Source organism: Ornithinimicrobium cryptoxanthini, from assembly GCF_023923205.1.
Lineage (GTDB): Bacteria > Actinomycetota > Actinomycetes > Actinomycetales > Dermatophilaceae > Ornithinicoccus > Ornithinicoccus cryptoxanthini.
This window is the reverse complement of the sequence record NZ_CP099490.1, coordinates 205534-218730: the sequence shown is the minus strand read 5'-3', so window position 1 is coordinate 218730 and position 13197 is coordinate 205534. Positions and strand designations below refer to the sequence as shown.

The window sequence follows — 13197 nt, the reverse complement described above, 5'->3', positions numbered from 1 at the left end:
ACATCTCGGGCAGCGCCTAAAGCCCCTGCGGCATCTGGCGGGAGCGTCAAAGCCACACCGGACGGCTGAAGCCGTGACTCACAGGGAGGTGGCGCCGCGTCTTCAAACGTACCGCTAGCGCAGGGGGGATTCCCAAATTCTTATAACATTCCGGTTAACATTTGAAAGTTGCGAAATCATTGTCCGACGTCGATAAACCCGTGTCGCCCAGTCATTGGGGCTGATGAAATGCACTGGGAAACGCCTCTGCATAGGACCGCACACCGTCGGCCGATCCTCGAGCCGCCAACACGCCGCGCACGATCGCGCGGGTCATCACCCGGGCCGCCACCGTGAGCAGTCCGTGGAAGGCGTAGGGGTCGGGCGCCGGCCGGGCACCGGTCGCCAGGGTGAAGATCGTGTCCCCGTCAAACATGGTGTGCACCGGGTCAATCGCCCGGGCCATCCCGTCGTGTCCGATCCCCGCGACCTTGCTCGCCTGGGCCTTGGTCAGCGTGGCGTCGGTCGCGATCACCCCGATCGTCGTCGCCAGCACCTTGGGCACCAGTCCACCGGACACGGCACCGGCCCTCTCCCGCGCCGCCTGCAGCTCCGCGGGGTCTGGCCGCGACAGAGCGTATGGCGACCGCTCCCCCAGCACGTCCAGGTCACCCTCGAGCAGTGCCCCCGCACCGACCAGCTCGCCGGTGCGCAGGTCCACCACGTGCCCGCCGGAGTTGACGACCACGAGCGCGGCCACGCTCGTGCCGTCGGGCAGCACCGCGCTGGCCGACCCGACCCCTCCCTTGAGCCCGCCGCACTCGGCGCCCGTCCCGGCACCGACGCACCCGAGGGCGGGTGGCTCAGCGGTCGCTGCCGCACAGGCGGCCGCTCCGAACGAGGCATCGGGCGTGCTGGCGAAGTCACCGCCGCGGCCGAGATCGAAGATCACCGCCGCCGGGACAATCGGCACCACCTGGCCCGGCTCCTGACCGGCGGGGAAGCCGGTGCCTTCGGCCAACAGGTGCTGCATCACGCCGTCCGCCGACGCCAGCCCGAAGGCGCTGCCGCCGGTCAGCACGACGGCATGCACCCGGTCGACCTGGTGGATCGGGTCGAGCAGGTCCGTCTCCCGCGTGCCCGGGCCGCCGCCGCGCACGTCGACCCCGCCGACGGCACCGTCGGGTCCCGGGAGCACCACGGTCGTGCCCGTCAACCAGCCGTCGCCCGAGCGCTGGTGCTGCCCCACGCGCAGCCCCACGACGTCGACGATCGAGTTGGTCGGCCCCGGACCGACCTGGGGGTCGAGGGGCCACATCGGGTCGGGCTGCGCCTGGGTGCTCACCCCCCGAGCGTAGGCCGCGGCCCCGACGGCCGGGGCCAGGGTGGTCAGCCCGTCGCGGCTTCGAGCTCCAGCGCGATGATCTGGCGGAACACCTCGGCGGGCTGCGCGCCCTGCACGGGGGTGCTGTTGACCAGGAAGGTCGGGGTGGAGTTGATCCCGAGCGAGGTGGCCTCGGCCTGGTCGGCCGCGATCCCCTCCCGGAGCTCGGCGGAGTCCAGGTCCTCCTCGAACTGGGCCAGGTCCGGCACCCCGATCTCCTCGGCGAAGCCGATCAGCATCTCCCGTGGCAGGTCAGGATGGCCGCTGTCGGGCGCCGCGGCATACACCGCGTCGTGGAACTGCCAGTAGAGGCCCTGCTCGCCGGCGGCCCGGGCGGCCATCGCCACCAGCTCGGACTCCGCACCGAAGATCACCCGGTCGCGGAACTCGATCCGCAGGGTGCCGTCCTCGACCAGGTCACGCAGCTCAGGCTGGACCTCACGTCCCCACTCGGCGCAGAACGGGCAGCGATAGTCGGCGTACTCGATGACGACCACAGGGGCATCGACCTCGCCCATCGCCATCGGGTCGTCGGCATCGCGGCGCGCCAGCCCGAGCAGGAACTGCTTCTGCTCCTCAGACATCTCCCGGACCGTCGGCGCAGCGGTCTCGCCCGTCGGCGCAGCGGTCTCGGCCTGCGGCGCGTCGGCGCTCGGCACGGCGGGCACGCCCTCACCCTCGGTGGCCGGGGCGGTGCCGGTCGACCCAGGCGTCGCGTCCTGCCCACTCTCCTGCCCGCTCTCCGGGCCGGCTGTCTCGGTGTCGTCCTGCGTCATGGCGGTGTAGATCAGGAAGCCACCCACGAGCGCGACCACGATCGTCGCGATCGCCCACATGATGCTGGCGGTCTGCTTCCTGGGGCCCGACGGAGGGTAGGACGCGTAGGGCGAGGGGGCGATAGGGGCAGCCGGGTGCTCGTCCCCCGGCGGCACCTGCCCTGACGGGGTGCTCACGCCCACCAGGTTAGCCAGCGCCGGCGCGAGACATGGGTCAGGGGGTCGGGTCACCCGAGGTCAGGAACCGCCGGGCCGCCTCGGCATAGACCCGGGCGGCGGAGATGATCTCGGCCACCTCGACGAACTCATCGGCCTGGTGGGCGATCCACTTGCCGCCGGGACCATAGACCACGGTCGGTATGCCGGCATCCCGGGTCAGGATCGTCCCATCCGTCGCGCCGGGCACACCTCCATAGACCGCGACCTGGCCGGTCACCGCCTGGTGCGCGGCGGCGAGCGCCACGATCATCGGGTGGCTGACGGGCGTCTCGACGGCCGGGCGGTCGTCGACCACCTCGCTGGTGGCGGTCACCCCGGTGGGCTCACCACAGCGGGAGGCCAGCCGGTCCAGGCGGTTCACCAGGTCGCGGTGGTTGACCCCCGGCACGGTGCGGATGTCCAGGCACACCACGGCTCGCGCCGGGATCACGTTGATCTGGTCGGTGTCGCCGGCGAGCAGCACGGTGGGCGTCAGATAGTTCTCGCCCAGGTGCTCGTGCACGCCGTGGCGCTCCAACAGGTCGGTCTCGAGGTGGGCCACGGCCCGGACGAACTCGGCCGCGACCGGCAGCGGGTTGCGGGCGTGCTGGGGCATCGCCCCGTGCGCCATCGCTCCCTCGAACTCGACCTGCAGTCGCACGGCTCCCTTGGAGACGGCGCAGATCTCGCCGGCCTCAGGCTCGCAGCAGATCGCCCCGTCGACCTCCGCCGCGAGCGGGGTCGCCGCGAAGGCCTTGGCGCCGAGCATCAGCCCCTCCTCGTCGACCAGGGCTGCGACGACGAGCCGGCCGGGAAAGGTGCCGTGGTCGACCACTGCCTTGGCGGCATACATCATCGCCGCGACGCCGGCCTTCATATCGGCGCTCCCGCGGCCGCGCAGCCGGCCGTCGACGATGTCTGCCGCATAGGGATCGAAGCTCCACGCGTCGAGCTCACCCTCGGTGACCACGTCGGTGTGGCCCTCAAACATCAGCGTCGGCCCGGGCCCTCCGCCGCCGTCGATGACCGCGACGACGTTGGGCCGTCCGGGGGCTACCTCGGTCACCTCTGGGGTCCAGCCGAACTCCCGCATCCGTTGCGCGACGAGCTGGGCGACGGGCGCCTCCGCGGTCCCCGCCGCGGGGTCGTGGACCGACCTGAGCCGGACCAGGTCCTGGGTGAAGGCGACGACAGCCTCCTCGTCGATGGCGGGCGGGTCGCCGGCGAGTGGGTCAGCGCGGTCCATCAGGTCCTCCAGGATCGTGGGTCGGGGGGTCAAGGGGAAGTCGGGGGGAAGTCGGGAGGTGGCTCGGGTGCAGGCGGTTCCGTGAGCATCGCGATGCCGGTCTTATCTCGCGCGCCCTCGGCGGCGAGCGCTGCCCTGGTCTGCTCGGCCAGCTCGGCGGCCGACCGGCCGGCCAGGGCGTCCCGCAGGCGGGGCACCGCCGCCAGCAACTGACGGGTGTAGGGGTGCTGCGGGTCCGTGAAGAGCTGCTCGGTCGGAGCCACCTCGACGATCTGCCCGGCTCGCATCACCGCGATCCGGTCGCAGACGTGCCGCACCACCGACAGGTCGTGCGAGACGAAGACGAGGGTCAGGTCGAAGCCCTCGACGACCTCGTCCATCAGGTTGAGCACCTGGGCACGCACCGAGACGTCGAGGGCGCTGACCGGCTCATCGGCGATGAGGATGTGCGGGCCCGGGGCGAGCGCGCGGGCCACCGAGATGCGCTGGCGTTGACCACCGCTGAACTGGTGCGGGAAGCGATGTGCCACATCAGGGTTCATCCCGACCCGCTGGAGCAGGTCGTCGACCTTGTCCCCGCGCGGGATCCCTTGGGCCACGAGCGGTTCGGCGATAATCCGCCGGATCCGCATCCGCGGGTCCAGGGAGCTCATCGGGTCCTGGAAGACCAGCTGCAGCCGGCGGCGCAACCAGCGCAGCTGGCGGGCTGAGCTGTCCTGGATGGGCCGGCCCTCGATGAGGATCTGCCCCGAGGTGGGCTGGTCCAGGCCGCTGATCAGCTTGAGCAGGGTCGTCTTGCCGGAGCCGGACTCGCCGACCAGGCCGAAACGCTGGCCGGGCTGGATGTCCAGGGACACGTCCCGCACCGCGTGCACGACCGTGGGCGCGCCGGTCAGCGAGGTGCGCGGGCGCCGGAACTCCCGACTGACGCCACGCAGGCTGATGGCTGGCGCCCCGTCCTGCGACTCATCCATCGGACTCACCTCCGACCGGGTGGAAGCAGGCATATCCCGAGGCTCGCTCGCCCGCATCGTGCGTGCCCCGCGGGGTCCAGGGCGGGAGCGTCTCGCACTCGGCGGTGGCGAAGTCGCAGCGGTTGCGGAAGACACAGCCCTCGGGGAAGCGTCCTGCCGGCGGCACGTTGCCGCGGATGGTGGCCAGCGGTGCGCGCGCCTCCCTGTCCTGCACGCCCTCCCCCTGCCGCACGCCCTCCCCCTCCCGCACGCCCTCCCCCTTCCGCACGCCCTCCAGGTCGCTCGCGGCGACCAGCCCCTGGGTGTAGCGATGCTGCGGGTTGCCGAGCACCTCGGTGACGGGGCCGGCCTCGACGATGCGCCCGCCATACATCACCAGCACCCGCTCGCAGACCGTCGCGACGACGGCCAGGTCATGGGTGATGAAGAGCAGCGCAGCGTCCCGCTCCTCCACGCCGGTGACGATCAGGTCGAGCACCAACGCCTGCACCGTGACGTCCAGCGCGGTCGTCGGCTCGTCACAGATCAGCAGCAACGGGTCGTTGGCCAGGGCGATCGCGGCGACCACCCGCTGGCGCTGCCCACCGGAGAGCTGGTGCGGATAGGACCGGGCCACCGCCGCTGGGTCGGGCAGGCCGACGTGCTCCAGCAGCTCCACCGCCCGGCGCCGGGCGGTCCTGCGGTCTGCGGTGCCGTGGTGGGTCATCACCTCGGCGACCTGGCGGCCCACCCGCATGGTCGGGTTCAGGGCCGTCATCGGCTCCTGGAAGACCATCGCCATGTCGTTGCCCCGGATGTGGCTCATCGCTCCCTCCGAGGCGCTGACCAGCTCCCGGCCCTGCCCGGCGAGGTGGACCCTGCCGCTGGCCTCGAGCCCCTCGGCGAGCAGCCCCATGACGGCCAGCGCGGTCAGCGACTTGCCGGAGCCGGACTCCCCGATCAGCCCGACGCGCTCACCTCGCTGGATCGAGAACGTCACGTCGTGGAGCAGCTGGAGCTGGCCCGCGTGCACCTCGAGGGACTCGACCCGGAGCACGGTCTGGTCGCCGCCCGGTGTGGCGGCGTCCGGTGTGGCGCCGCCCGGTGTGGCGGCGCGCGGTGTGGCGTCCGGTGCACCTGGGTTGCTCGTCATCGCCCCTCCAGCTTCGGGTCCAGATAGTCGCGCAGCCCGTCGCCGAACAGGTTGAACCCGAGGACCGCGAGCGCGATGGCGGCGCCGGGGATGACCGCCAGGTGGGGTGAGCGGGCCAGCACCGGCTGCGACTCCAGCAGCATCCGGCCCCACGACGGCTGACCGGTCGGGGTGCCCAGCCCGAGATAGGACAGGGCGGCCTCGGCGAGGATGGCGATGGCGAACGACACCGACGCCTGCACGATCACCAGCCCCATGACGTTGGGCAGCACGTGCTTCCAGGCGATCGCGAACTGGCCGTGGCCGGCGATCCGGGACGCGGCGACATACTCGGTGTGGACCACCTGCAGCGCCCCCGACCGGACGATCCGCGCGAAGGCCGGGATGGTCGCGATGCCGATGGCGACCATGGCCACGAACGTGCCGCCGCCATAGAGCGCGGAGAACATGATCGCCAGCAGCAGCGCGGGGAAGGCCAGCAGGATGTCGTTGCCGCGCATCACCAGCTGGCCGAACCAGCCGGGAGACATCGCGGCGAGTATGCCGAGGGGCACGCCGATCAGAGCCGCCACCCCGACCGCGACGAGCCCGACGAACAGCGTGGTCCGCGAGCCCAGCAGGATCTGGGTGAAGACGTCGCGCGCCGAGCGGTCGGTGCCGAGCCAGTGCTCGGCGTTGGGTGTCTGCTCCTTGGGGACCGGCAGGAACTTGAACTCATAGGGCGTCCAGACATAGGACACCAGCGCCATCGCGACGACGATGAGCACCAGGACCCCGCCGATGAGCAGGGGGGCGTTGAGCCGGCGGCCGCCCATCAGCGGGCCCCCGTGCGCAGTCGTGGGTCGATCAGCAGATAGACCGCGTCGACGATGAAGTTGATGACCAGCACGGCAGCCACCAGGACCATCACGACGGTCTGCACGGTGACCAGCTCGCGCGCGGCGACCGAGTCCAGCAGGAAGGTGCCCAGGCCGGGGATGACAAAGACGCGCTCGACGACGACGGCCCCGATTAGCAGCGTGGCCAGCTGCAGGCCCAGGACCGTCACGATCGGCACCGCGGCGTTGCGCAGCCCGTGCCGCAGCAGCGCCTGCATCGGCCGCAGCCCCTTGGCCCGCGCGGTCCGCAGGTAGTCCTCGCGCAGCACGTCGAGGATCGCCGTGCGCACATAGCGCGCCAGCACCGAGGCCTGCACGAGCGCGAGCGAGATCGCCGGCAGGGCGAGCCGGCGCAGGAACTCGACGGGGTCGTCCGCAGGCGGCACCCAGCCACCGGAGGGGAACCACTGCCATCGCTTGGCAAAGAAGGTGATCAGGATGATGCCGGCAAGGAACGCGGGCACCGCAACCCCGACCTGCGAGATCGCCGACAGGACCACCCCGTCCGCGTGGCGGTGCCGCACGGCCATCCAGGTGCCCACCGGGATCGCGACCAGCAGCGCCAGCACCATCGCCGTCAGCACCAGCCACGCGGTCACCGCGATCCGGTCGGTCAGCTGCGGGGCGATCGGCGCCCGGGAGATCCACTCCACGCCCAGGTCGAGCGTGACCATCCCCCGGATCCAGTCGGCATACTGCACCGGCAGTGCCCGGTCCAGCCCGAACTGCTCACGCATCAAGGCGACCGACTCCTCCGAGGAGCTCATCCCCAGTGCGACCCGGGCAGGGTCGCCGGGAAGCACCTGCATGAAGGCAAAGACGATCAACGAGGCCAGCGCGAGGCTGGCCAGGAGCACCAGGAAGCGTTGCGCCAGACGCAGCAGCACCGAGTCAGGCTCCGGTCACTCGCGCGCGAGGTTGGCCAGGTCGAAGGACTCGGTGATCGCGTTCTGCGGCAGGCCGGTGATGCCCGGGTCGGCCACGATGAGGTTGGGCAGCAGGAAGAGGAAGTCGGAGGCGGCGTCCTCGGAGATCAGCTTGGCGGCCGCCTTCATCTTCTCGACCTGCTCCTCCTCGGTGCCGGCGTCGGCCTCCTCGAGCAGCGTGCGCAGCTCGGGGGTGCCGTAGCGGATGTAGTAGTCCGGGTTGCCGAAGACGTTGCCCAGGTCCCGCGGCTCGACGTGCGCGACGATCGACATCTCGTAGTCGGCGTTGGTGAAGACGTCCTCCACCCAGGTGGCGGGGAACTCTAGGTCATCTACCGTGACCACGAAGCCGGCCTCCTCGAGCATGCTCTCCACGATCGGGGCGCAGCTCATGGCATAGGGCAGCGTGGGGATGCGCAGCCGGACCTCGACACCCTCCGCACCGGCGTCGGCGAGCAGCTCCTTGGCCTTCTCCACGTCATAGGGGTAGTCGCCGGTCCGGTCCTCGAACCACGGGTCGGTCGGCGGGACCATGCTGCCGATCAGCTCACCGCGACCGTCCCAGCACGTGTCGAGCAGCGCCTGGTGGTCGATCGCAGACCGGGCTGCCTGCCGGACCCGCAGGTCGTTGAAGGGCGCCGTGCTGTTGTTGAACGACAGCACGACCTCGCCGTTGGAGGTGCCCTCGATGATCTGGTAGTCGCCTTCCTCGAACTCCCCCAGCGCCTCGGGCGCCTGGACGGTGCCGACCACATCGATGCCGTCGGTGAGCATCGCGTTGTTCAGCGCCGTGGCGTCGGTGAAGTAGGCCAGCACCACCTGCTCGAAGTAGGGCTGCTCACCCCAGTAGTCACCGTTGCGCTGGAGCGTGATCGACGTGCCGCGCTGCCACTGCCCGAAGGTGTAGGGGCCGGTGCCGATCGGGCGGGTGGCCAGCTCGTCGACGCTGTTGGAGTCGAAGATCGCCCCGACCCGCGTGGTCAGGCTGTAGAGGAAGGTGTTGCTCGGGTGGGTCAGCGTGACGACGACCTCGGTGTCGCTGGGGGCCTCGACCGACTCGATGATGTCGAACTGGCTCTTCAGGCTGACCGTCCAGTCCTCCTTGACCATGGTGAAGGAGTCGACCACGTCCTGGGCGGTGAATGACTCGCCGTTGCTGAAGGTCACCCCCGCCTGGAGCGTGAAGGTGTAGGTCAGGCCGTCGTCGCTGACCGTCCACTCCGAGGCGAGGGCGGGCTGCATCTGCCCGTCCTGGTCGATCTTGACCAGGGTCTCGTAGACGTTGTAGAGCAGCACCTGCGGGATCGCGGCACCGTCGGTAGTGGTGAAGTCGAGACTGGCCGGCTCGGCCACCAGGCCGACCCGGACCGACGCCTCGCCCGCCGGGGCCGCCGTGTCCGCGCTGCTGTCGGTCGAGTCGGACCCGCTGGTCTGATCGTCCGAGGAGGAGCCGGCGTTGCAGCCGGCGATCAGGAAAGATGCCGCGAGCGCAGCCCCGAGCAGCCTGGTGCGTGACCTCATGGTGGTGTGCCTTCCTGAAGTTCCTGCGCCGCGCGCGGCGCTGATCAGCCGATGATCTGCCCCAACCTTGCCGCATCGGCGCCGCGCTAACCACACCGGCACCCAGACCGATACCGTCTCGTGATCCGTGGTGCACGGTGGGCGTGGTGCGAGCACGCCGCCCAGGAACACGTCAGCGGGGTCCGCCCCGGACCCCGCTGACGCTATTTCCCCGGATGGGGCGGCGCACCTACGTGCGGGTCACTTGACCTCGCGACGCAGCACGCGCCATACCCCGATGGCCAGTGGGACTCCAACCCACAGTGCCACCGATACGGCGAGCTGTGCCCACTGCTCGCCAGTCATTGCCGCCCCCATGGGGAGGGGCGCAGTCGTCATCGACAGGTCGATCCACTCGTGCGGCGTGCGCAGCCAGCTGACCAGCGTCATCAGCGGCAAGAGCGTCGGGATCGCGAAGTAGGCCACGATCGCGGCTGGCGTGTTGAGCAGTGCCAGACCGAACGCCAGGCCCTGCAGCACAAAGAGCACCATCATCAGCGTCATGCCGGCGATGGCCCAGCCGTCCACGGCCCAGGCCGTCTCCGCCCCGCGCAGGTCACCGAGCAGGCGCCCAACAGCACCCAGCAGAAGCGTGAGAACCACTGCCCCCAGACCGAGCAGCACGGTGCTGACGACCTTGGCCAGGACGACCCGGCCGCGGCGCGGCTCCAGGGCGAAGGTGGTCATCGCGGTGCGCTGGCTCCACTCCTGGGTCGCCGACAGGATGCCCAGCACCGGCAGGAAGATGCCGAGCGGGACCCCGGCCGCAGTCAGGTAGGTGCTGTAGCTGTGGTCTCCCCGGTCGACGAACAGCATGATCGTCATGGCGATGACGATCACCAGCGCCAGGATGATCAGGAACCAGCGTCCGGCCAGGGTGTCGACCAGCTTGCGGGCCTCAACCCGGACGAGCCGACTGAACGGGACCTTGGTGATCGGGGCGTCGATGGTGGGCAGGTGGAACCCGCCCGGGGCTGCTGCCCGGGGCGCCCCCGCCGTGTCCTTCACGGTCATCGTGCTCATGCTGCGGTCTCCTGTCGTGCGTCGTCGGAGGTGAGGGTGAGGAACATGTCCTCGAGCCCCTGGCTGTCGGCCCCGCGCAGCTCCACCAGCGCGATGCCCGTGCCGGCCGCGATCTGGCCGACGACGGCGGTCTCGGCCTCGACCTGCAGGCCGCCGTTAGGCAGGACGGTGACGTCCAGGCCCTGGTCGGTCAGGAGCGTGCGCAGCGCGACGTCGTCGTCGCTGCGCACCAGGCACCCGGAGGGGCGCAACAGCTCCTCCTTGGTGCCCGAGGCCACGATCCGGCCGCGCCCGATCACGATGATGTCGTCGGCGATCCGCTCGATCTCGTGGAGCAGGTGGCTGGAGAGCAGCACGGTGCCGCCCTCGTCGGCGAAGGTGCCGAGCAGGTCGCGCATCCACCGGATGCCGGCGGGGTCGAGCCCGTTGGCGGGCTCGTCCAGGATCAGCACCCTGGGGTCACCCAGCAGCGCGTTGGCCAGACCGAGGCGCTGCCGCATGCCGAGGGAGTAGTTGCGCACCCGCCGCTTGGCCTCCTTGGGCGTCAGACCGACGACCTCGAGCATCTGGTCGACCCGTCGCTGGTCGATGCCGAGGGTGAGCGCCCCGAGGGTCAGCACCTCACGGCCGGTCCGGCCCGCGTGCTGGGCGGAGGCATCGAGCAGCACGCCCACGTGCCGTCCGGGGTTGATCAGTTGTTCGTAGGGCGTGCCGAGCACCGTGGCGGTGCCCGAGGTGGCCGGGGTCAACCCGGTCATCACGCGCATGGTGGTGGACTTGCCCGCGCCGTTGGGGCCGAGGAACCCGGTCACCCGTCCGGCCTCGGCGGTGAACGACACGTCGCCGACCGCGGTGAAGTCCCCATATGTCTTCACGAGGTTCTGTACCTGAATCATGCTCCTAGCCTGCGGGAGCAGCACCCCCTTGCGCATCAGTCCACAGCATGGACCTACCCCCTACCTTGGTATGCCGTCCCGCACCTGATCCCAGACCATCGGCGGGTGCTTGGTGTCACCGTCAGCGCCTATGGTCAGGGTGTGCGACCTGGCCTGCCACCGACGACCCGCTGGGGGGAGACGTGGCGCCTCCTGCTGGCCGCGCTGGTCGGCATACTCCTGTGGTTGTCCGCGTGGTTCAGCATCGACGTGGAGGGGCGGACCGGCCCCGAGTGGTGGCTGGCCGTCGCCGACCCCCTGCTCGGACTCTCCGCACTGGTGCTGCTGAGGCTCCGGCGGCGCTGGCCGGTGCCCGTCGCAGCCGTGCTGATCGTGCTCTCAGCCGTGGCAACGTCTGCTGCCGGGGCGTGCATCATCGCCATCATCTCGGTGGCCACCAGACGGCACTGGCGCGAGCTGGCCGTGATCGCCCCGCTCTATCTGGCCAGCTCGTTCGTCTGGGACGAGATGTTCACCGCTCCCGACCAGTCCTGGACCACGACCGTCACCAACATCATCGCCCAGGTGCTCGCCCTGGTGGCCGCCATCGCGGTGGGCTACTCGATCGGGGTGCGGCGCGACAACATCGCCGCCCTCCGGGAGCGGGCCGAGACCGCCGAGCGCGAGCAGGGTCTGAGGGTGGAGCAGGCTCGCAGCACCGAGCGGTCCCGGATCGCACGCGAGATGCACGACGTGCTGGCGCACCGGATCAGCCTGATCGCCATGAACGCGGGGATCCTGAGCTACCGAGAGGACCTGCCACCCGAGCAGGTGCGTGAGATCGCCGGGACGGTGCGCGAGAACGCCGACCAGGCGGTCCAGGAGCTGCGCGCCGTGCTCGGTGTGCTCCGGGCCAGCGACGAGCCCGATCAGCCGCGCGCACCGCAGCCGGACCTGACCAGCCTCGAGGAGCTGCTGGAGGAGGTGCGTCTTGGCGACACCCCGGTGGTCACCACGGTCCGCATCGACCTTGCCGCCGTGCCCGAGACGATCAGCCGCCACGCCTACCGGATCATCCAGGAAGGACTGACCAACGCCCGCAAGCACGCGCCCGGCATGCCGGTCACCGTGTCGCTGTCCGGCGAGCCCGGCCAGGGCCTGGACCTGACCGTCGTCAACCAACCGCGCGCCTATGGCGGAGCCCCGCACACGCAGGCGGCCCGGGACAGTGGCTCAGGCATGGGTCTGCTCGGGCTGGCCGAGCGCGCCGGGCTCAGCGGTGGGCAGCTGACCTATGGCACCGACCGGTCGGGCCGGTTCGTGGTGCGCGCCTGGCTACCGTGGTCCCTATGACCACCACCTGCCAGACCAGTGACCAGCGGAGGGCGGCGTGAGCGCGTCCATCACCGTCGTCCTGGTGGACGACGACGCGCTGGTGCGCACCGGGCTGCGGCTGATCCTCGGCGGGGCACCGGACATCGACGTGGTGGGTGAGGCCGGCGACGGCCGCGCCGGCGTCGACCTGGTGACAGAGCTCGCCCCGGACGTGGTGCTGATGGACATCCGGATGCCACGGCTGGACGGGTTGGCGGCGACCGCGGAGCTGCTCGCCAGGGAGGCACCGCCCAAGGTGATCGTGCTGACCACTTTTGACACCGACGACATGGTCGTCGAGGCGTTGCGCATCGGGGCCAACGGCTTCCTGCTCAAGAGCACTCACCCGGAGCGGCTGGTGGAGTCCGTGCGCGCGGTCGCTGCCGGCGAGCCGCGGCTGTCCCCCTCGGTGACCCAGCAGCTCATCGCCCAGGTCGCCGGAGCACCACGCCCCGACCAGGGTGGGACGGAGCAGCGGCGGGAGCACGCGCTGGCGCGGCTCGACAGCCTCACCGACCGAGAGCGTGAGGTGGCTCTGGCGATCGGCCAGGGCTGGTCCAACGCGCAGATCGCCGCGCGGCTCTACATGGGCGTGCCCACCGTCAAGGCCCACGTCTCCCGTGTGCTGGACAAGCTCGGCGCGGGCAACCGCACCCAGATCGCCCTGCTCGTGCACGACGCCGGGCTCACCGGCGAGACTCCCACGGACCCGACCTGAGGACCCGCACCGGTTGATTGCACCCCGCTATGTCCTGCGCTCACCGGGTTCTCACCCTGGGACTGCAGGACATCAGCCGCTCAGGGGCCGAGCACAGCGAGACTTCCCGGACGGCATACGAGCTCGGCTTCTTGCTTTTCGCGCAGGGGAGGGG

12 protein-coding genes are annotated in these 13197 nt (G+C 70.7%); 2 read left to right on the top strand and 10 right to left on the bottom strand.

The window, feature by feature from the left end:
- Positions 1 to 211: 211 nt before the first annotated feature.
- From NF557_RS00980 to NF557_RS00935, 10 genes are all read right to left on the bottom strand, one after another.
- A complete protein-coding gene (locus NF557_RS00980) occupies positions 212 to 1297 on the bottom strand; it encodes a P1 family peptidase (protein WP_252624285.1) in 1086 nt (361 codons plus the stop codon).
- A 71-nt stretch (positions 1298 to 1368) separates the two neighbouring features.
- Positions 1369 to 2316 carry a DsbA family protein gene (locus tag NF557_RS00975; protein ID WP_252621243.1) on the bottom strand — a complete coding sequence of 316 codons (948 nt, stop codon included), beginning with the start codon at positions 2314 to 2316 and terminating at the stop codon, positions 1369 to 1371.
- A gap of 37 nt (positions 2317 to 2353) precedes the next feature.
- Entirely contained in the window at positions 2354 to 3583 is a 1230-nt protein-coding gene (locus NF557_RS00970) for a M20 family metallopeptidase (protein ID WP_252621242.1), read from the bottom strand.
- Between the two features lie 29 nt (positions 3584 to 3612).
- Positions 3613 to 4557 carry an ATP-binding cassette domain-containing protein gene (locus tag NF557_RS00965; protein ID WP_252621241.1) on the bottom strand — a complete coding sequence of 315 codons (945 nt, stop codon included), beginning with the start codon at positions 4555 to 4557 and terminating at the stop codon, positions 3613 to 3615.
- Complete coding sequence (locus NF557_RS00960) at positions 4550 to 5689, bottom strand: ABC transporter ATP-binding protein (RefSeq protein ID WP_306254789.1); 1140 nt, start codon at positions 5687 to 5689, stop codon at positions 4550 to 4552. The genes NF557_RS00965 and NF557_RS00960 overlap by 8 nt, the downstream gene beginning before the upstream one ends.
- Entirely contained in the window at positions 5686 to 6504 is an 819-nt protein-coding gene (locus NF557_RS00955) for an ABC transporter permease (RefSeq protein WP_252621240.1), read from the bottom strand. Before NF557_RS00955 ends, NF557_RS00960 begins: the two co-directional genes overlap by 4 nt.
- Positions 6504 to 7454 (bottom strand): ABC transporter permease, encoded by a 951-nt coding sequence (locus tag NF557_RS00950; protein ID WP_252621239.1) that lies wholly within the window; start codon positions 7452 to 7454, stop codon positions 6504 to 6506. Before NF557_RS00950 ends, NF557_RS00955 begins: the two co-directional genes overlap by 1 nt.
- Positions 7455 to 7469: 15 nt before the next feature.
- Complete coding sequence (locus tag NF557_RS00945; protein WP_252621238.1) at positions 7470 to 9014, bottom strand: ABC transporter substrate-binding protein; 1545 nt, start codon at positions 9012 to 9014, stop codon at positions 7470 to 7472.
- A 240-nt stretch (positions 9015 to 9254) separates the two neighbouring features.
- Positions 9255 to 10076: an ABC transporter permease gene (locus NF557_RS00940; protein ID WP_252621237.1), complete on the bottom strand. Its 822-nt coding sequence runs from the start codon at positions 10074 to 10076 to the stop codon at positions 9255 to 9257.
- Complete coding sequence (locus NF557_RS00935) at positions 10073 to 10972, bottom strand: ABC transporter ATP-binding protein (RefSeq protein ID WP_252621236.1); 900 nt, start codon at positions 10970 to 10972, stop codon at positions 10073 to 10075. The genes NF557_RS00940 and NF557_RS00935 overlap by 4 nt, the downstream gene beginning before the upstream one ends.
- Positions 10973 to 11077: 105 nt before the next feature.
- Here NF557_RS00935 and NF557_RS00930 point away from each other — a divergent pair, with 105 nt between their 5' ends.
- Together NF557_RS00930 and NF557_RS00925 are read left to right on the top strand one after the other, a co-directional pair.
- On the top strand, positions 11078 to 12304 hold the full coding sequence (locus tag NF557_RS00930; RefSeq protein WP_252621235.1) for a sensor histidine kinase: 1227 nt from the start codon (positions 11078 to 11080) through the stop codon (positions 12302 to 12304).
- 37 nt (positions 12305 to 12341) lie between these two features.
- The gene (locus tag NF557_RS00925) at positions 12342 to 13043 is read left to right on the top strand and encodes a response regulator (protein WP_252621234.1); all 702 of its coding nucleotides are present in this window, start codon (positions 12342 to 12344) and stop codon (positions 13041 to 13043) included.
- Positions 13044 to 13197: the final 154 nt, after the last annotated feature.

Bases quoted from the DNA above. Each gene is read 5' to 3' on its own strand.
- NF557_RS00980 (WP_252624285.1), bottom strand. From the start codon at position 1,297: ATGTGGCCCCTCGACCCCCAGGTCGGTCCGGGGCCGACCAACTCGATC.
- NF557_RS00970 (WP_252621242.1), bottom strand. From the start codon at position 3,583: ATGGACCGCGCTGACCCACTCGCCGGCGACCCGCCCGCCATCGACGAG.
- NF557_RS00965 (WP_252621241.1), bottom strand. From the start codon at position 4,557: ATGGATGAGTCGCAGGACGGGGCGCCAGCCATCAGCCTGCGTGGCGTC.
- NF557_RS00960 (WP_306254789.1), bottom strand. From the start codon at position 5,689: ATGACGAGCAACCCAGGTGCACCGGACGCCACACCGCGCGCCGCCACA.
- NF557_RS00955 (WP_252621240.1), bottom strand. From the start codon at position 6,504: ATGGGCGGCCGCCGGCTCAACGCCCCCCTGCTCATCGGCGGGGTCCTG.
- NF557_RS00945 (WP_252621238.1), bottom strand. From the start codon at position 9,014: ATGAGGTCACGCACCAGGCTGCTCGGGGCTGCGCTCGCGGCATCTTTC.
- NF557_RS00940 (WP_252621237.1), bottom strand. From the start codon at position 10,076: ATGAGCACGATGACCGTGAAGGACACGGCGGGGGCGCCCCGGGCAGCA.
- NF557_RS00935 (WP_252621236.1), bottom strand. From the start codon at position 10,972: ATGATTCAGGTACAGAACCTCGTGAAGACATATGGGGACTTCACCGCG.